Below are 16,724 nucleotides of genomic sequence, written 5' to 3'. Positions count from 1 at the left end.
AGTCCTGGCCGCTTAAGGCACCTTTCATGCCCAAAGCCGCCGCTACACTGCCTGACCCTGGACGGTTAAGGCACCTTTCATGCCCAAAGCCGCCGCTACCCTGCCCGGCCCGGCCAACGCCCCCATGCCTGGCCGTCCTAGCAGGCGAACACAGGCTCCTTCAAGTCTTCTAGCTTCACCAGGGACTCGTCTGCAACTTCCTTGTGCAGGCTGTTGCCATGCGCATCCATCGTGACAATCGCCGGGAAGCCGTCCACTTCCAGGTGCCACATGGCTTCCGGCACCCCGAACTTGTCGAGGAAGTCCACGCCCTTCACGCGTTTTACGCAATGCGCGTAGAATTGCGCCGCGCCGCCAATCGCGTTCAGATACACCGCACCCGACTTCTGCAGCCCAGCCAAGGTCTTGGCGCCCATACCACCTTTGCCGATGATGGCCCGGATCCCAAACTTCTCGATGATATCCGCCTGATAGGGCTCTTCGCGGGAACTCGTCGTGGGACCCGCAGCCTTCACGTGCCAGTTGCCGTCCTCATCCTTCAACATGACCGGTCCGCAGTGGTACAGCACGCCGCCGCGCAGGTCGACCGGTGCATCGTGATCGATCAAATAGTGGTGGATTTCGTCGCGTCCCGTATGCATTTCACCCTTGATGATGACCACGTCGCCCACTTTCAAGCTGCGAATCTGCTCCTCCGAAATTGGCGCCTGAAGCACGATCGCGTTCTTTTCATCAAACGCGGCCGCAGGGCGGTCCAGCCGCTCTTCCGAGTCGCGATACAGCCAGCGGCGAATCTCACCCGTCGCCGGATCGACCACAATCCCCAACCGCCGGAACGCCCAGCAGTTGTAGGCAACCGAGACGTAGAAGCTGGCCGGGATGCGGTTCATGACGCCAATTTTGCAGCCCAACAACGTCACCTTGCCGCCAAATCCCATCGTGCCGATGTCCAGGTGGTTGGCGGTGTCCATGATATACTTCTCCATCTCCGCCAGCGTCTCGTTCGGATTCACATCGTCCAGCGAGCGGAACAGTTGCTCCTTCGCCAGTTCGTACCCGGTGGTGCGGTCGCCGCCGATGCCCACGCCGATGAAGCCCGCGCTGCAGCCTTGGCCCTGCGCCTGGTAGACAGCGTGCAGGATGCACTTGCGGATCCCGTCCAGGTCACGCCCGGCCCGGCCCAGTCCCGGCAGTTCCGTCGGCAGCGCGTACTGGATGTTCTTGTTCTCACAGCCGCCGCCCTTCAGAATCAGGCGAATCTCCACATCGTCCTTCTCCCACTGATGGAAGTGAATCACGGGCGTCCCCGGACCGAGGTTGTCCCCCGAGTTCTTGCCGGTCAGCGGATCGACCGAGTTCGGCCGCAGTTTTCCGAGTTTCGTTGCCTCACGGACGGCCGCACGGATGTCTTCCGTCAGCGTCAACTGGTTGAATCCAACGGGGCAGTACACGATGAACGTCGGCATCCCGGTGTCCTGACAAATCGGCTGCACGTCCTCCTCCGCTGACACGATGTTGTCGACAATCGTGTTCAGCGCCAGCGCCGCGCGCGATCCAAACTCCTCTTGCAACTGCGCGCGCTTAATCGCACGCCGCACATCCGGCGGCAGGTTGGTTGAAGTTTCGGTAATCAATTGAAGCAGGCTTTCCTGCATTGCGTTCATACGAAACTCGCTCCTCTCCTGAAAATCTCCCTAACTATTATAGCGCAATCACAACCCGCGGGCGTGCAATCACGACCTGTGGGGATGCACGCCCGCCAATGGCCAGCCGCCTTGGCGGAGGCGGAAGTTGCACAGGCGAAGGCGAAGGCGGAGGCACCCCTCGGAGCGGCACCCACTTTGCGGCATCCCTCCAACGGCGGCTTTAGGAAGGAATGGCGCCTTAACCACTCCCGGGCGTACCCTCCCCCGACCGTTTTAGGAAGGATAGGCGCCTTAACCACTCCCGGGCGTACCCTCCCCCGGCCGCTTTAGGAAGGAAAGGCGCCTTAACCGCTCCCGGGCGTACCCTCCCCCAGCCGCTTTAGGAAGGATAGGCGCCTTAACCACTCCCGGGCGTACCCTCCCCCGGCCGCTTTAGGAAGGATAGGCGCCCTATCCAACGCCGCCCTCGGTGTCTTTGGGAAGGAATGGCGCCTTAACCGCTCCCGGGCGTACCCTCCCCCAGCCGCTTTAGGAAGGAAAGGCGCCTTAACCACTCCCGGGCTCCCGGGCTCCCGGGCCCCCGGCACCCGAACCCGGCACCCGAACCCGGCACCCGCTCCCCGGATCGCCACAGCGCCTCATTCAGCCCGGGCGCTTTGACCGCACCCATCCGACGGCGCCTGACTCGGCCGACGGCGAATCCGCATCAACACCGTGCCGCCCAGGATGAACGCCGCCCCCACCCAGGTGACGACGGCTGGGACGATCCCGAGCCAGACCCACTCAATCACAGCAGCAAACACCACCTGCGGATAAAACGTGAGCGCCGACGACACCGCCGCAGGCAGTCTCCGCAGCCCATAGCCGTACAGCGCGTAGGCGGCCGTGCTCACAATCAGCACAATGTACATCAGTTGCATCCAGCCAGCTTGATTCAACGTGGCAAGCGCCCCCGCGACCACATCGAGCTGCCCGGTCACCAGCGTCCAAATCCACAGCAGCACCGCGCCGAGCACAGACGTCGCCAACAGCACGTCAAACAAGGGCAGCGCCTGGAACAGCGACCGCGAGCAGACCGTATAGCCCGCGAACGATGCGGACGCACAGAGGGCGAACACGATCCCGATGAGCTCCGCATGCCCTGTCCCCTGCAGCGCAACGAGGGTGACAATGCCAGCGAACGAGACCGCGATGCCCGCACCCTCCCACCGTGTGAGCCGCTCGCGCAGCACCAGGAAGCCGAAGAGCACGGCCAGCAGCGGCGCCGTGTTCACCAACAGGAGGCTTTCCAGCGGGCTGATGGTACGCAGCGATTGATAATAGCAAAGCGGGTACAGCACCGACCAGAACAAGCTCGCCAGGACGAACTGCCAGCGGGTTCGACTCGGCAGCTGCAGAATGCGCTTGGCCCGGCCGAGCAGCGGCAAGCAGCAGACCGCCGTCATTGTGAAGCGCCAAACCGTCAATGGCAAGGGAGCCAACTGCGTCTCCACTGCCTTACCGACCACCGCGTGGCCGCCCCAGAACAGACTGACCAAAATCAACGCCAGGAACGGCATACCGCGCCTCACTCCCTTTTCATTGGACACGGAGAACGATCCCGCTTCAGACACCCTCATCGCCGCATCGCTCCGTTGAAACCTTCAAGCATTATCAACCGCTCGTCATTCCAGTGTCAACCAAACCGCCCCACCCTGCCCTTCAACCACCCTGCACCCACCGCCCTCCCTTCACCCGCGGCCTGCCTTGCATCCGCACAGGAGCGCCGTTTTTGGCATAGCCTGTTGCATGGAATCCAAGGAGGGCGAATGTCATGGTCAACGTGCAGCTTGGCGCCATTCAGTCGGGCGGCTGGTCGGATAACGTCGGCATCTTCACAGGGCAGAACATCCAGAATTCCTGGGACTCACACAGTACAGGCGTCAATGCTGCGAATGGGCAATTTGGCGACTGGAACCGGTCATTCATCCTCGCGGCGTACAACGCGACGAAGGGCATGTATGGGCAGCCCATATTCGATCGCGACCTCAAAGGCAATCAATCGCATTTGCACATCGGCTGGTAGGCAATACGGCCGCACGGACACAACGCGAACGAAGGAGATGGAGCCGCCATGCCAGCAGTGGTCAGCATTGGATTCATCCATGTCGGTGGAACCTCCAATTGTGCCGGCATTTTCAGTGGGCAAAACATGCAGAATGACTGGGACGCGAATTCGCCCGCCATGTCTGTGCTGGGTACCACATTGGGCAATGGAAACCTGAAGTCCGCCTATTTGGCACAGTTGAGAAACGAGGCCTTGTTGGGGCAGCCGACCTACGACCAGGACATCAAGTGCAACGGATCGCCAACCTGGATCGGCCCGTAAACGAGAACTCACCACGAGGCAGCCCGCACGCACCGCGGAGCAATGGCACTACACCGCAGCCCGTCGGCAGGGGGGACGCGGCGCGCATGTGCGCGAGAGGGAAGGTGGCAATCAAATGGCAGCCATTGTGAACATCGGTGGATTTCAATTTGGCGGCAGTTCCAACGGCGTCGGCGTGTTCAGCGGACAAAACATGCAGAACGCCTGGGACGCAAACTCTCCCAATACGAGCAACTATGGGACGCAAATGGGGCAAATGTCCGCGCAGTACGCCGTCTGGGCCGTGTTGAACGACTGGATGTGGATTGGCCAGCCGGTGCTGGACAACGACATCAAGAACAACGGCGCCCCCATGCTGGAAGGGCCGTGAAGGCCCCTCCTCCGTCCTCAGCCTGATCGTCACAACGCGCATCCCAGTATGCTACGCCTAGCCCCGCAGCGGCCTGTCCATCCTGACCACATCGGCCCAGGTTTCACGCGCGACAACCACCCTTGCTTCCCCGTCGCGGACAAACACGACGGCCGGCTTCGGCAAACGGTTGTAATGGCTTGCCATCGAGTAGTTGTAAGCACCTGTGGACAGCACGGCCAGGATGTCGCCGTATGCGGCTTCCGGCAGCATAGCGTCGCGAATCACCACATCGCCGCTCTCGCAGCACTTGCCCGCCACCGTCCAAACCCCGCTCGGTTCCTCCGCAGCACGGTTGGCCAGCAAGGCTTCGTACTTCGCCCCGTACAGCGCGTAGCGCGGGTTGTCCGTCATGCCCCCGTCGATCGCGACGTAGTTCCGCACCCCTGGAATTCGCTTTTGCGTCCCGATCCGGTACAACGTCGTGCCTGCCGGACCGGCGATACTGCGGCCTGGCTCTACCCAAATCTCCGGCACGGCCAGTCCACGCGTCGTAAAGACGTCGCGCATCGTGCCGACAATCTCATGGATTTGCCGCTCAATAGGCTCCGGGTCATCTTCGTCGGTGTAGCGAATGCCATAACCGCCCCCGATGTTCAGCACGGACAATGACAGCCCTAGCGCCAGCGCGCGCTCGTAGAGCCCGACCATCCGGGTAATCGCGGCCGTGAACCCTTGGGTATCGAAAATCTGCGAGCCGATGTGTGCATGCAGGCCGATACAGTGGAGACTGGCAGACGATTGGACCCGGCGCAGGGCTTCTTCAGCCTGCCCAAGCTCCATATCGAAGCCAAACTTGCTGTCCTGCTGGCCCGTGGAGATGTATTCATGCGTGTGCGCCTCCACGCCCGGCGCCACCCGAAGGAGGATGTCGACGGTACGCTGGTGCCGCGCCGCCACTTCCTGCAGCATCTCGAGTTCAATGAAATTGTCCACGATGACCGCGCCAATGCCGGATGTAACGGCGTATTCGAGTTCTTCCGCCGTCTTGTTGTTGCCGTGCAAATGAATCAACGCCGGATCAAGCCCGGCCGTCAGCGCCGTATACAGTTCACCGCCGGAGACGACGTCCAGATTGCACCCTTCTTCCGCCACCAGCTGACACATTGCGATGCTGCAAAACGCCTTGCCCGCATAGGCCACCCGGTACGGCGCTCCAGTTGACTGAAACGCGTTGTGAAACCGACGGATGGTCTGACGAAGCAGTAATTCATCGTAGACAAACAGCGGGGTCCCGTACGTGGCAGCCAGACGGGTGGTGTCGCACCCCCCGATGTACAGGTGCCCTTCCGGGCCAATTTCCATGGTACCAGTCAGACGGGCCGCCGGAGGCTGCACGCCCGTTTCATACGCCGCGCTTTCCACACGCTCACGGGTCATCTTTTCTCTCTCCACTCCTTGCAGGTGACAAGCGGTTCCCTGCGTGCTCTTCCCTGCATGCTCTTCCCTGCATGCTCTTCTTTGCGTGCTCTGTCCATGTCTGTCGAATCATTCTGTGTACCATCATGGCGGGGATTCCCTGCTTCGTCAAGCCATTCGCTGGGCCATGCGGACGCCGTGATTTAGACGTGAAAATCCTGAGGGCGGTATGCGATTCTGCCGTGGGTCATGATGGTGAGACACGCCGGCTCCGGATGGTACTTGACTTCGCCCTGGCCCGCGTAGAACCAGACTTTCTCGACCGCTTCACCGTGATCTTCCCGAAAGATGAAAACATTGAGCTCATCTTTCAGCCGCAAAATTTCTTCGATTTGAGGGGTCCGGTCGGTGTACACCGTGAACAGCCAACCCTCCGGCCGTTGTTCGTAGTTGAAGCGCACGCCTTGCTGGTCAGAGTCCAACAGCACCCTGGATCCGACCGCATGGTGGATGCGCAGTTTCTCGTGCAACGCCATGGTTTCCATCCTTTCGTCCGCTCCGGTTGACGTGCACCCCGGCCATCTTGGCAGCCAAGATGCCGGCGGCCGGGAGCGGCTTGGTTACGGCAGGTCAATCAACATAAAAAAGGACGCTTCATCCGCCGCAAGTGTTAAGCCAGACTCGCCTTCCATTCGGGCGGCATCGCGCGTCTGCAGCACCGTCGTCTCATTGACACGCAGGGCGCCTTCGACCACGAACAAAAACACCTTGCGGTGTGGATTTCCTTCGAAGGGGATGGCTTCGCCAGCCTGCAGACGGCTGAGATAGATGGTGACGTCCTGATGAATCTTGGCCACGTTCGCAGCGGGTTGATGGGACACCACCTTGAGCAAACGTCCGTCCAGCTGGTTCACATCGAACGCGCTCACCTCGTAGGTCGGCGGAAGACCTCTTTGCATGGGCTCAAACCACATTTGAAGCAGGTTCAGTTCTTCCGTCTCCGAGGCGTTGGATTCCGTATGAACGATGCCTGTGCCAGCCGACATACGCTGAATCTCGCCAAAGGTGGTCACCGCCACATGGCCGAGGTTGTCCTGATGCTTCAACCAACCCTTGAGGACAATCGAAACAACCTCCATATCACTGTGCGGATGCGCGCCGAACCCTCTGTTCGGTGCAATGAAGTCATCGTTCAACACGCGCATGGGCCCAAATCGGGTATTGTCTGGATCTATGTACGGACCAAACGAAAAACTAAAGTTCGATGACAGCCAATCCTGCTTGGCTGCATAACGTTCCTCCGCCCTTTGCACGGATATCATACGCATCTTCCTCCCGCAACCAGTGTACCATTTGACAAAAGCAAGGGGCCACACGCACCCGCGTGCAGCCCCTGCCGTTGTCTGCTGATCAATAGACAGTTGTGGTTGTGCATGTGGTCACAGCGTAGGGAACCAGCAGGATGAACAGCACGAAGATAATCAGGAACACAACCGCCCAACGGGTGTAGCCACCAAACGCGCCATCGTACATGTTCAGGAACCTCCTTTTTTTCCAAACATCGCGTTACACGTCCTGGCAGATGCAGCGTGCTTGAGAGGGCAAGCTTAGTACCCTGCGGCACCGCCATACCCCGGAACAAGCAGGAAGAACAGGACAAAGATAATCAGAAACACAACTGCCCAGCGGGTGTATCCTCCAAACACACCGTACATCGTCCACACTCCTTTCGCTCCGTGATGATGCAGGATATGCGTGAGTCCAACGGTACCGTAGCGGTATTTGTCCTCGGTGGCCTGGCAGAACAACTTGCGCACAGCACCCTCATTCTCCGCACTTTCAAGGTCAGTTGTCCTCCACAAGCGGTCGAATCAGTCATAATTTGTTAGTAAACGGTGAAGGAGGCGGGGCAAGTGAAGGTGGATACGTTCCTCAAACTCGGTTCGTTGGCATTTGGCATTGCGCAAGATGAACGCGTTCGGGAGTTGGTCAAAATGACGCATAACGGCGCCAAACGACGCGGGCTTTTCGCAGCACCACCGAACGTACCGCCTGCGCCGAGCGCACAACGCGTCCCATTTGCCAACTGGCCGCGAAGGTATTGACCTGTCACGGGCGCCGCCGCAGGCGCGTCCGATACATACGCCAAGCGCCCAGAAGAATCACCAGCAGGGCCACCGAGGTGCGCAAAGCCGCCTCCTTCCAGCCGGTGGGCATATACGGAAGCAGCCATTTGTCATCTGTCATCACATCAAAGCCCAATTCCCCGACAAACCCAGCGGCTAACAACTGGATCCACAAAAGTCGGCTCATCACGCCGACAAACAGCGGCAAAAACGTAAGTAGCGGGACAAGCCCCGCCAGCACGGCAAATCCGATGACCCATGGGTCGCGCGCAGTGATGGACAAACTGAGGATGTTGTCGAGACTCAACGCCAGGTCCGTCACGACAATCACACAGAGGAGGCGCAGCAGGGAGGGCTCCTTGCGGTCGTCCGGAGCCGTGACGAGGCTGAGGCGCACCGCGATGATCAGCACCAGGGCGCCTAAGGCAATGCGAAACCCGGCGATCCCGGCAATCGACAACACCCCGAGAATCAACGCCGTCCGGCATATCGTAAGCAGCACGGCGGACAGCGCGCCAATCAGATACAGGTTGTGCCGCGTCTTTTGAGCGATGCCGCCCACCACAATCGCGTTGTCGATGCTGGTCAAGAGATTGAGGAGGAAAATCGTCACAAACGCCTTCATCAGGGCCTCCCGCAGCGCCGTGTCATCCGAACCTTGTCCTCTTTCAACCTATGCGTGACCCATTGGCCGCCATGCCACATAGCCTGTGGATAGAGTGGGGGGATAAGGATGCCGGACATCCGCGAGTCGAGTGAAGCGCGCGAAGACACGTTGCACGACCGCACCCTGCAGGGCGCGAGGACGGTCGTGGACCGTGCGCTGAACTATGTCGAAGGTGTTGAGAAAATGGTCGTCAACCGGGCCGTCCGGACCCTGTTTCCCAGGGTCGAACAGCGGATCCGTCAAGCACCCGAAGCGGCCTTGCGCACAGAACTGCAGTACCTGTATGACCTCATCGGACACATCCTGGACGAACCCGCGTCCAACAAAGGCAGAAAGAAATCCGGCAGACGGTCGCGCGCGGCCTCCCGCCGCAAATCGGGCCGCAAGCGCAGCGAGGGAAACGCGGGCAGCGGGCGCTGACGGCACCGCATCATGAAGAAGGGGGCTGCCCCGGTACCATAGCACCTGGAGGCAACCCCCATGCAAACACGAAACCAGAACGGCGCGAGGACGACATTCAACCCGGGCGACGCACCGCTCAGGCGTGTCTTACTGCGGATTGGTCGTCCAAATCCCCGCTTGGTTCACAAACGCACGCTGCGGCAGCTTGAGAATCGAAACGATCAGCTGTGCGACATCGTCTGCCTGTGTCATCCGGTCTTCCGCGCCAATCGGCAGGCCAAGGCTGGCTGCCATCTCCGTGTTGACCGTACTCGGCGTGACCGCCGTGACGCGAATGTTAAATTTACGCGCTTCCTGCATCAGGGACTCAGTAAATCCCATCACCCCGAACTTCGAAGCGGAGTAGGCCGACGTGGTCGCGGCGCCGCGCAGGCCCGAAGTCGAGCTGACATTGATGATGCTCCCTGTTTTGCGGGCCATCATCTCTGGCAGCACCTTGCGTGTCACATAGTACGTGCCAAACAGGTTGACACGGACCATCCGTTCCCACTCGTCGGGATCCATCTCGACCACCGTGCCAAACTTCGCCGCCCCAGCGTTATTGATGAGAAAGTCGATGGGGCCCAGTTCCTCTGTGATGGACGTGACCGCCGTTTCGACCTCCTGCCGATTCGAAATATCAGCGATGGCCAGCGCCACCCGGACCTGCGAGGATGTCTTGACTTCATCCGCGACCGCTTCCAGGTCGCGGCGGGTTCTCGCCAGCAGCCCCACATGGACCCCTTCTGCTGCCAGCTGCAAAGCCAGCGCCCGGCCAATCCCTTTCCCGGCGCCTGTTACAAGTGCGATTTTTCCTGCAATCGACATCTGATGCATTCCTCCGGTTCAATTCCGAGCTGAAACAGTCCGTTACAACCGAAACAGCCCGTTAAAACGCTCGTTCGTACTGCTTCGGGACGTCCGGCTTCACGCCGAGCGCCTGCGCTGCATGCAGCGCCCAGTACGGGTCACGCAGCATGCCCCGCGCGATTGCCACCAAGTCCGCATCCTGATTGGCGACCACAGACTCCGCCAGGTGGAAGTCTTCCAGCACCCCGACTGCGATGACGGGAATATCCAGCGCCTGTTTGATGGCCCGCGCGAAGGGCACCTGGTAGCCCGGATAATTCCCCGGCCGGTGATTGGGCGCAGGACGTCCCTCGCCGCCCGAGCTCACGTGAATCATGTCGACGCCGGCTTCCTTGTACTTCCGGCAGATCTCGATGATATGGTCGAGGCCATACCCGCCTTCCACGTATTCGACGGCAGACACACGGATAATGAGCGGCATGTCGTCCGGCATCTGCCGCTTCACCGCTCGAATCACTTCCACACCAAAGCGCGACAAATCCTTGCCGTATTCGTCGGTTCGGTGGTTCGTCACCGGCGACTGGAACTGATGAATCAGGTAGCCATGCGCGCCGTGCAGTTCAATCGTGTCCACCCCGGCAGCGACCGCCCGCCGCGCCGCTTGGCCGAACTTGTCCACCATCTGCCGCACTTCGTCCGTCGTCAATTCTCTCGGCATCTTGTACCCAGGGGCATCAAAACGGATCGCCGACGGCGCCACCGGTTCCGGCGCGTCCTCCGCCTTGCGGCCCGCGTGCGCGATTTGAATGCCCACCTTGGCGCCGTACCCGTGACACGCTTCAATAATCCGCGCGAACGCCGGAATGTGGTCGTCCGACCACAAGCCCAAGTCGTAGTCCGTAATGCGTCCGTCCGGCTCCACGTCCGTCATTTCGACGAGAATGAGTCCCGTGCCGCCAATCGCACGGCTGGTCAAGTGGACGTAGTGCCAGTCATTCGGCTTCCCGTCCTTCGCCGTCACACTGTATTGACACATGGGTGCCATGACGATGCGATTTTTCAACTCCAGCCCTTTGAGCCGATAGGGTGTAAACAATTGTGCCATGCTTGTCTTCCTTTCAACCTGCGACTTGATCGTTCAGCCTACGACCTCTGCGAGCTGGGAGACGAGTTCAGCCTTTGGTTTATATCCAATGATTTGCTTCACCGGCTGGCCGTTCTGGAACAGCACGAGCGTCGGAATGCTCATAATGCCAAACTTGGCCGTCGTCTCTGGATTCGCATCCACGTCCAGTTTGCCCACGACGAGCTTTTCCTTGTACTCTTCAGCAACTTCTTCCAACACAGGCGCCATCATCTTGCAGGGACCGCACCAAGTCGCCCAAAAATCGACCAGCACCGGCTTGTCTGATTGAATGAATTCAGCGAATGTCGCATCCGTGACTTGTTGTGTCATCCCTCATTCTCCTTTCGATCGCGCATGTGGCATCAACTGCGTCACCACACTGCGCCCTCGTGCATGCACCCGTTGGGCATAAAACTAATCAATATACAACGTCTTACTTTTTGATAGTATTACAATGCCTCGCCCCTGTCAATCCGCAGACCGCTTTCCCCCGCAGCGTCCAACGGCAGGCTCGAAAGACCGGTTTCACCGTGCTCACCTGCCTCGGCAAACCGATAATAGCGGAACCCCAGGCCAGGCCGCTGTGCCGCAAGCTTGTCAATCACGCGCCGTAACCGCTCCGCCGTAATGTCTGAAATCCGGGGGTACTGCGCGTCGCCAGTGGCCTCCGGCAGCTGCACCAGAATGAACCTGCGCGCGCCGTCATCTGCGACATTCTGCTCCAGCACCGCATGCCCCGTCGTCCCAGAGCCCGCGAAAAAATCCAGCACAATGTCGTCGCCGTGCGTCGCGATCTGGCAGAGAAATTGGATGAGCCGCACCGGCTTGACCGTGTCGAACGGCGATTTCCCGTCAAACAAGGCCTGAAGCTCCTTCGTCCCGTGCGTCGCCGTCCCGACCTTGTCGCCGCTCAGCCACGTCGTCGCGACACTGCCAAACGCCTTCTTTTCCCGGTAGAAGACCTTGAGCTGCGGCCGCGAGGTGCCGGTCGCACCAAAAACAATCCGGCCGTCCGCCAGCAGTTTTTGATACGACGCCTCGTCCGTGCGCCAATGCCGCCCCGGCGGCGGCCAGTGCGCCTCGCCCGTGTTCGGGTTGACGATGGCGTACGTCAAGTTGGGGCGCACGTGGGGCGCATCAAACGGGTCGGCCTTCCACGGCCCTCTCGGATCACGGTCGGGATTGGAAAACTTCGCCCGATCGAGCGGCTGCGGGCGTGCCGCAAACGCCGGAATGTCCCGCCAGAACGCCTGGTTGCTGGGTTTGAGCCGCCGGTGCTCATGCCGGCGCTGCTTCGCATAACCGACAATATACTCGTGACTCACACTGACATCGGTATCGTTCTGCACCGACTGACGGGACTGCCAGACAAAGCACGCAAAAAAGTTCTCCTCGCCAAAAATCTCGTCCATCAGGAAACGGAGGTTTTTGAGTTCGTGATCGTCAATGGACACAAAGATCACGCCGTCGTCGCGCAGCAGGTCCCGCGCCAGCACCAGCCGCGGGTACATCATATTCAGCCACTGTGCATGCAGACGCCCGCTGGTTTCCACCGCTTGGTGCACGCCGTCTCCCGTCGCGGCGACCTGGTTGGACGCGCGCAGGTACGACCTGGTCTTCTGCCGAAAATTGTCGGAGTAGATGAAGGCATTCCCCGTGTTGTAAGGCGGATCGATATAAATCATCTTGACCTTACCCGCATACGTGCGCCGAAGCACCCGGAGCACGTCGAGGTTGTCCCCTTCAATCACAAGGTGGTCTGCTTCCTCGAAGTTGACGGATGCCTCAGGCACCGGGATCAACGTCCCATTGCCCGGACACTGCGCCACGCGGACAGCCTCGCGCTTCCCCGGCCACGTCAACTCGTACCGTTCGGTCATGTCCAATCGTGATCCCCCAAAATAGCGCCAAAGTGGCTCACGCTGCGCACGAAATGCAACGCAGCATGTACGCACTAAATTGTAACACGCCACACCTGTCAGAGAATCATCGGCGCGTCGTAGTCCACGCCAACTTGCTTGCCTAGGTTGACGACCTTGCCAGGGCCAAAGTCGCTCACCCGGTAGATGCGGAGATTGTCTTCTATTGGATGAATAACCTCACTCAACTGCCGCACGAACTCGACGAACGTCACCTCGTCGAGGCGGCATTCAAATACAGAGTCCTGCACCCGATGTCCGTGCGCGACGCATAACCGTGCCACGCGCCGCAGCCGCTTTTCCCCTGCCTTCGTCTCTGTGCTGATGTCGTACGCGACTAACAAGTTCAACACGCTTCCCCCCTATGCCTTGTGAAACAGTGGTACGTATTTTACATGATCGCGTCGAATCGCCCGCGCCAGCAGCCGTGCCTGGATGGGAAGGAGTTGAGCAATCGGTACTTTCTTCTGCAGCAATGGATGGATTACCTCGTCCTTTTTCCGTACCTGGTAGGCGGCGATGAGTACCTTGCGCCCCTGTTCGGTCAAGGAGACCGCTCCCCCAGGTAACCACTCGAAGTGGTGCCGGCCGATTTGCCTTCGATTTACCAGCGTGATGGCAATCCGGTCGGCCAGCATGGGTCGAAGCTCCTCCATCAGGTCCAGCGCCAAAGAGGGTCTGCCGGGGCGCAGGACATGCAGGAAGCCGACCTGCGGATCGAGCCCAACGCTCTCCGCGGCCGACAGTGCATCATTCGTTAACAGCGCGTAAAGAAAAGACAGCAGACAATTCATGGGGTCGCGAGGAGGGCGTCGTGAGCGATGCTCAAAGCGGGTGAACTCGTCATCCATGTCCGAAAATTGGTGGCGAAACACGGAAAAGTATCGTTTGGCGTTGATACCCTCCACACCACGTAACGCCGAAATGTCGCAGATTTGGTCCAAGCGCCGCAGATCACGCCCTATGTCCTCGGCCGCCTCCCGCAGCAGATTTTGCGATTCAGAGCGCCTGGAGTCGCGAGCGGACCTAAGGAGATTCTGCCTCGAATTGTATAGTTTTCCTGCCACAATCGCCTGAACAACAGGCGTCGCACGGACCGGGTCCACAGCCGCCTGAAACTGCGCCATGCGAAGCAGTACGTTGCCAGACTTCGGTCCTTCCAGTCGGTACACAAACCTCCCCTGACCGGTCATTTTGACCACCGTCCGCCCCGTCTGCGAACACCGTTCCAGCAGCGGGCTGGTAAACGTAACTCTTCCAATTCCAACGATGGACTCCACGTGAATCAGAGGCACCTGGTGCAACGTTTCCTTGTCCTTGGTCACAAGGACAGTATCATGATCGAGCCGGAGAATTGCACCATCGGTCTGTACGTACAAGGTGTTCCTGATGTCTTGCATGCTACCCCTCCATTCTCAGCATCAGTTCGTGCCAATCGGGCCGGTTGCCCGTATCGGTGGCCTCGGGCATGCAAGCCCGCCGCAGCGAACAACCGTTGCACCTGGCGTCGTTGACAGCCGGTGGAACTGCTGACTTCGCAATCATCACGCGAACCTCCGCCGCGATTCGGAGGGTTTCCGCGCGCAGCTCGGACGTAAACACCACCGTGCGGCGACGCCGGGAGGAAATGTGGTAAATCGCGCCTTCGGGGACCATAACGTGAAACATTTCCTCCAGACAAATTGCCTGGCCGCACAATTGAACCTCGTCCCACCGGTGCGCCTTACGTTCCCCATGTTTAAATTCGACTGGATGGGGTGTTCCGTCTCGAAGTTCAACCACATCACACTTCCCTGACAAGCCATGCCGGTCCGACCAAACCGGAAGCGCAGTGACAATCTGATGACCCGCTTCCGACCGGACATGCTCTTCATCCACCCGCGTGTGGGCCCAGCGCCCTTTCAATGTGAACTCGTTCTCATCAAAAACCTGCTCCACATGAATGAGCGCACATTGACGTGGACAGTAGCTGTAATGTTGCAGCGCTGACAAAGGCACAGTTTCAGAAGCATCTGACAAACTTGGTTGAAGGTCAAACACGTCGATCAACTCCGGTCGTCGATTTCTTATCTTCTGTCGCCTCACCTTCTCACAAATCCGTTCATGAAATGTGAGTTTGCACAGGTCAGCAAGGACGGCAGAGGCAGCGGAGGCAGTAACGGCCGTGCGACACTGGCCGTCGGAATGATTGGGTACGCAGAGATGCGAGTTGGACTGGAAGCGAACAGGTTGCTCTATTCAGATATTTTGGACAAAACCAAGAGGTTATAGACGTCACCAGTGCACATGACATCAAGTGACGGAGTTCAATGGAGCCGTAGGTAAAGCCCGCGGAGTAACTCGTGACGCCAGCCCCCCGTGAACGTGTCATCGCCGCTTCAATGGAGCCGCAGGCGATCCCTGCGGAGTAACGATCGCTCAAACTGCCCAACGACATGGCGGATACATGCTTCAATGGAGCCGCAGGCGATCCCTGCGGAGTAACATGTTGTTGTTAGGCCTAATATGACGGTAAAAATACGCTTCAATGGAGCCGCAGGCGATCCCTGCGGAGTAACTTCCCCACATCCACCAGCCATTATTACAACAAATACGGGCTTCAATGGAGCCGCAGGCGATCCCTGCGGAGTAACTTGATGTGGCTGTCATTGGGAGGCTGAATAATAAATCAGCTTCAATGGAGCCGCAGGCGATCCCTGCGGAGTAACTTGTGGGAGAGATGGGCGAAGGGTGCAGCAAGTATTGCTTCAATGGAGCCGCAGGCGATCCCTGCGGAGTAACGAAAGTATCCAGAGAAGGTACCCGTACCTGTTTTACGCTTCAATGGAGCCGCAGGCGATCCCTGCGGAGTAACGCTGGCTGTTGGTGATGTTCGCGTCTACGGTGCCCTGCTTCAATGGAGCCGCAGGCGATCCCTGCGGAGCAACAGGCGGTGCCCTGGTGATTTCCCGGAAGAACTAGTTGCTTCAATGGAGCCGCAGGCGATCCCTGCGGAGCAACCATATTGGCGGACAGTCCGCAGGAAAGGCCTCTGGTTGCTTCAATGGAGCCGCAGGCGATCCCTGCGGAGCAACGCTGTGTGATGCGTTTCGTGTCGTTCTTTGTCAAAAAGCTTCAATGGAGCCGCAGGCGATCCCTGCGGAGCAACTGACTTGTACTCGTTCTCGAACTGTTTGAGGTCCTGCTTCAATGGAGCCGCAGGCGATCCCTGCGGAGCAACGCGCCATATAGCATATGCTTAGCACTGTGACCAGGTAGCTTCAATGGAGCCGCAGGCGATCCCTGCGGAGCAACACCGACTTCCCGTGCGGCGCGGGTACGGGGCTCTTGCTTCAATGGAGCCGCAGGCGATCCCTGCGGAGCAACTCGGTTTGTAGCTTCGGGGCTACCGATGACAGCCATGGCTTCAATGGAGCCGCAGGCGATCCCTGCGGAGCAACTCTCGTAATGGCATGCTGACCGCAACAGGGTTCCAGCTTCAATGGAGCCGCAGGCGATCCCTGCGGAGCAACGGACGCGGTGTGGGTTTGTGAGTACTGCGAGTGCGAGGCTTCAATGGAGCCGCAGGCGATCCCTGCGGAGCAACAGATTGAGTTGGAGGTGAAGGCAGAGTGAGCATTCCCGCTTCAATGGAGCCGCAGGCGATCCCTGCGGAGCAACAGCGTGAAGCCAAGGTTTCCGCTCGCGAAAAGGAGTTGCTTCAATGGAGCCGCAGGCGATCCCTGCGGAGCAACCTTCATACGTTGAACTCAAATTGGTCGGCATCTCAGCTTCAATGGAGCCGCAGGCGATCCCTGCGGAGCAACGGATCCCACTGATCTATCTTCTGCAATCTAGTAAGTGGCTTCAATGG

At 59.3% G+C, this 16,724-nt stretch carries 20 protein-coding genes and 1 CRISPR repeat array (1 of these 21 running past the window's edge); of the genes, 5 read left to right on the top strand and 15 right to left on the bottom strand.

Annotation, left to right across the window (positions count from 1 at the left end; genetic code table 11):
• Positions 1 to 137: 137 nt before the first annotated feature.
• Together JI721_RS09245 and JI721_RS09240 are read right to left on the bottom strand one after the other, a co-directional pair.
• Entirely contained in the window at positions 138 to 1,664 is a 1,527-nt protein-coding gene (locus JI721_RS09245) for a fumarate hydratase (RefSeq protein ID WP_274454591.1), read from the bottom strand.
• Positions 1,665 to 2,284: 620 nt separating this feature from the next.
• The gene (locus tag JI721_RS09240; protein ID WP_274454590.1) at positions 2,285 to 3,205 is read right to left on the bottom strand and encodes a DMT family transporter; all 921 of its coding nucleotides are present in this window, start codon (positions 3,203 to 3,205) and stop codon (positions 2,285 to 2,287) included.
• A 254-nt stretch (positions 3,206 to 3,459) separates the two neighbouring features.
• On the opposite strand from JI721_RS09240, the gene JI721_RS09235 reads away from it, so the two are divergent.
• The 3 genes from JI721_RS09235 (at position 3,460) to JI721_RS09225 (ending at position 4,384) form a co-directional block, all read left to right on the top strand.
• Entirely contained in the window at positions 3,460 to 3,711 is a 252-nt protein-coding gene (locus JI721_RS09235; RefSeq protein ID WP_274454589.1) for a hypothetical protein, read from the top strand.
• Positions 3,712 to 3,759: 48 nt separating this feature from the next.
• Positions 3,760 to 4,014: a hypothetical protein gene (locus JI721_RS09230; protein WP_274454588.1), complete on the top strand. Its 255-nt coding sequence runs from the start codon at positions 3,760 to 3,762 to the stop codon at positions 4,012 to 4,014.
• 115 nt (positions 4,015 to 4,129) lie between these two features.
• On the top strand, positions 4,130 to 4,384 hold the full coding sequence (locus tag JI721_RS09225) for a hypothetical protein (RefSeq protein WP_274454587.1): 255 nt from the start codon (positions 4,130 to 4,132) through the stop codon (positions 4,382 to 4,384).
• Between the two features lie 57 nt (positions 4,385 to 4,441).
• Here the strand turns inward: JI721_RS09225 and lysA are convergent, their stop codons facing one another.
• The 5 genes from lysA to JI721_RS09200 all read right to left on the bottom strand — a co-directional run bounded on the left by lysA (position 4,442) and on the right by JI721_RS09200 (position 7,599).
• Positions 4,442 to 5,728, bottom strand: a complete 1,287-nt coding sequence (gene lysA, locus JI721_RS09220; protein ID WP_274457772.1) for a diaminopimelate decarboxylase — start codon at positions 5,726 to 5,728, stop codon at positions 4,442 to 4,444.
• Positions 5,729 to 5,985: 257 nt separating this feature from the next.
• On the bottom strand, positions 5,986 to 6,318 hold the full coding sequence (locus JI721_RS09215; protein ID WP_274454586.1) for a hypothetical protein: 333 nt from the start codon (positions 6,316 to 6,318) through the stop codon (positions 5,986 to 5,988).
• 84 nt (positions 6,319 to 6,402) lie between these two features.
• Positions 6,403 to 7,104: a pirin family protein gene (locus JI721_RS09210; protein WP_274454585.1), complete on the bottom strand. Its 702-nt coding sequence runs from the start codon at positions 7,102 to 7,104 to the stop codon at positions 6,403 to 6,405.
• Positions 7,105 to 7,192: 88 nt separating this feature from the next.
• Complete coding sequence (locus tag JI721_RS09205) at positions 7,193 to 7,315, bottom strand: hypothetical protein (protein ID WP_274454584.1); 123 nt, start codon at positions 7,313 to 7,315, stop codon at positions 7,193 to 7,195.
• Between the two features lie 74 nt (positions 7,316 to 7,389).
• A complete protein-coding gene (locus JI721_RS09200; RefSeq protein WP_274457939.1) occupies positions 7,390 to 7,599 on the bottom strand; it encodes a hypothetical protein in 210 nt (69 codons plus the stop codon).
• A 96-nt stretch (positions 7,600 to 7,695) separates the two neighbouring features.
• On the opposite strand from JI721_RS09200, the gene JI721_RS09195 reads away from it, so the two are divergent.
• Entirely contained in the window at positions 7,696 to 7,887 is a 192-nt protein-coding gene (locus JI721_RS09195; protein ID WP_274454583.1) for a hypothetical protein, read from the top strand.
• Between the two features lie 4 nt (positions 7,888 to 7,891).
• Here JI721_RS09195 and JI721_RS09190 read toward each other — a convergent pair whose 3' ends face one another.
• Positions 7,892 to 8,533 carry a TerC family protein gene (locus JI721_RS09190; protein ID WP_274454582.1) on the bottom strand — a complete coding sequence of 214 codons (642 nt, stop codon included), beginning with the start codon at positions 8,531 to 8,533 and terminating at the stop codon, positions 7,892 to 7,894.
• Positions 8,534 to 8,641: 108 nt separating this feature from the next.
• On the opposite strand from JI721_RS09190, the gene JI721_RS09185 reads away from it, so the two are divergent.
• Positions 8,642 to 8,995: a hypothetical protein gene (locus JI721_RS09185; RefSeq protein WP_274454581.1), complete on the top strand. Its 354-nt coding sequence runs from the start codon at positions 8,642 to 8,644 to the stop codon at positions 8,993 to 8,995.
• A 129-nt stretch (positions 8,996 to 9,124) separates the two neighbouring features.
• On the opposite strand, the gene JI721_RS09180 is transcribed toward JI721_RS09185, so the two are convergent.
• From JI721_RS09180 to cas4, 7 genes are all read right to left on the bottom strand, one after another.
• The gene (locus tag JI721_RS09180) at positions 9,125 to 9,844 is read right to left on the bottom strand and encodes a 3-ketoacyl-ACP reductase (protein WP_274454580.1); all 720 of its coding nucleotides are present in this window, start codon (positions 9,842 to 9,844) and stop codon (positions 9,125 to 9,127) included.
• Positions 9,845 to 9,905: 61 nt separating this feature from the next.
• Positions 9,906 to 10,931, bottom strand: coding sequence for an NADH:flavin oxidoreductase/NADH oxidase (locus tag JI721_RS09175; RefSeq protein WP_274454578.1), 1,026 nt, complete (start codon positions 10,929 to 10,931; stop codon positions 9,906 to 9,908).
• A 33-nt stretch (positions 10,932 to 10,964) separates the two neighbouring features.
• Positions 10,965 to 11,282, bottom strand: a complete 318-nt coding sequence (trxA, locus tag JI721_RS09170) for a thioredoxin (RefSeq protein ID WP_274454577.1) — start codon at positions 11,280 to 11,282, stop codon at positions 10,965 to 10,967.
• 119 nt (positions 11,283 to 11,401) lie between these two features.
• Positions 11,402 to 12,832 (bottom strand): site-specific DNA-methyltransferase, encoded by a 1,431-nt coding sequence (locus JI721_RS09165; RefSeq protein ID WP_274457770.1) that lies wholly within the window; start codon positions 12,830 to 12,832, stop codon positions 11,402 to 11,404.
• A 98-nt stretch (positions 12,833 to 12,930) separates the two neighbouring features.
• The gene (cas2, locus tag JI721_RS09160; RefSeq protein ID WP_274454576.1) at positions 12,931 to 13,224 is read right to left on the bottom strand and encodes a CRISPR-associated endonuclease Cas2; all 294 of its coding nucleotides are present in this window, start codon (positions 13,222 to 13,224) and stop codon (positions 12,931 to 12,933) included.
• Positions 13,225 to 13,233: 9 nt separating this feature from the next.
• Positions 13,234 to 14,271, bottom strand: coding sequence for a type I-C CRISPR-associated endonuclease Cas1c (gene cas1c / locus JI721_RS09155; protein ID WP_274454575.1), 1,038 nt, complete (start codon positions 14,269 to 14,271; stop codon positions 13,234 to 13,236).
• A 1-nt stretch (position 14,272) separates the two neighbouring features.
• The gene (gene cas4 / locus JI721_RS09150) at positions 14,273 to 14,911 is read right to left on the bottom strand and encodes a CRISPR-associated protein Cas4 (RefSeq protein WP_274454574.1); all 639 of its coding nucleotides are present in this window, start codon (positions 14,909 to 14,911) and stop codon (positions 14,273 to 14,275) included.
• A 335-nt stretch (positions 14,912 to 15,246) separates the two neighbouring features.
• Positions 15,247 to 16,724: a CRISPR direct-repeat array (repeat unit 37 nt; unit sequence GCTTCAATGGAGCCGCAGGCGATCCCTGCGGAGCAAC) (it continues 4,792 nt past the right edge of the window).

It is taken from the genome of Alicyclobacillus cycloheptanicus, assembly GCF_028751525.1.
GTDB classification, from domain to species: domain Bacteria; phylum Bacillota; class Bacilli; order Alicyclobacillales; family Alicyclobacillaceae; genus Alicyclobacillus_L; species Alicyclobacillus_L cycloheptanicus.
Note: the sequence above shows the minus strand (reverse complement) of the source record. Positions and strands in the feature narration are given on the sequence as shown.

Excerpts from the sequence above, each read along its gene's own strand:
- JI721_RS09235 (WP_274454589.1), top strand. The coding sequence starts at position 3,460 with ATGGTCAACGTGCAGCTTGGCGCCATTCAGTCGGGCGGCTGGTCGGAT.
- JI721_RS09190 (WP_274454582.1), bottom strand. The coding sequence starts at position 8,533 with ATGAAGGCGTTTGTGACGATTTTCCTCCTCAATCTCTTGACCAGCATC.
- JI721_RS09215 (WP_274454586.1), bottom strand. The coding sequence starts at position 6,318 with ATGGCGTTGCACGAGAAACTGCGCATCCACCATGCGGTCGGATCCAGG.
- JI721_RS09185 (WP_274454581.1), top strand. The coding sequence starts at position 8,642 with ATGCCGGACATCCGCGAGTCGAGTGAAGCGCGCGAAGACACGTTGCAC.
- JI721_RS09175 (WP_274454578.1), bottom strand. The coding sequence starts at position 10,931 with ATGGCACAATTGTTTACACCCTATCGGCTCAAAGGGCTGGAGTTGAAA.
- JI721_RS09180 (WP_274454580.1), bottom strand. The coding sequence starts at position 9,844 with ATGTCGATTGCAGGAAAAATCGCACTTGTAACAGGCGCCGGGAAAGGG.
- JI721_RS09240 (WP_274454590.1), bottom strand. The coding sequence starts at position 3,205 with ATGCCGTTCCTGGCGTTGATTTTGGTCAGTCTGTTCTGGGGCGGCCAC.
- lysA (WP_274457772.1), bottom strand. The coding sequence starts at position 5,728 with ATGGAAATTGGCCCGGAAGGGCACCTGTACATCGGGGGGTGCGACACC.
- trxA (WP_274454577.1), bottom strand. The coding sequence starts at position 11,282 with ATGACACAACAAGTCACGGATGCGACATTCGCTGAATTCATTCAATCA.
- JI721_RS09210 (WP_274454585.1), bottom strand. The coding sequence starts at position 7,104 with ATGATATCCGTGCAAAGGGCGGAGGAACGTTATGCAGCCAAGCAGGAT.
- JI721_RS09245 (WP_274454591.1), bottom strand. The coding sequence starts at position 1,664 with ATGAACGCAATGCAGGAAAGCCTGCTTCAATTGATTACCGAAACTTCA.
- JI721_RS09205 (WP_274454584.1), bottom strand. The coding sequence starts at position 7,315 with ATGTACGATGGCGCGTTTGGTGGCTACACCCGTTGGGCGGTTGTGTTC.
- JI721_RS09230 (WP_274454588.1), top strand. The coding sequence starts at position 3,760 with ATGCCAGCAGTGGTCAGCATTGGATTCATCCATGTCGGTGGAACCTCC.
- JI721_RS09165 (WP_274457770.1), bottom strand. The coding sequence starts at position 12,832 with ATGACCGAACGGTACGAGTTGACGTGGCCGGGGAAGCGCGAGGCTGTC.
- cas1c (WP_274454575.1), bottom strand. The coding sequence starts at position 14,271 with ATGCAAGACATCAGGAACACCTTGTACGTACAGACCGATGGTGCAATT.
- JI721_RS09225 (WP_274454587.1), top strand. The coding sequence starts at position 4,130 with ATGGCAGCCATTGTGAACATCGGTGGATTTCAATTTGGCGGCAGTTCC.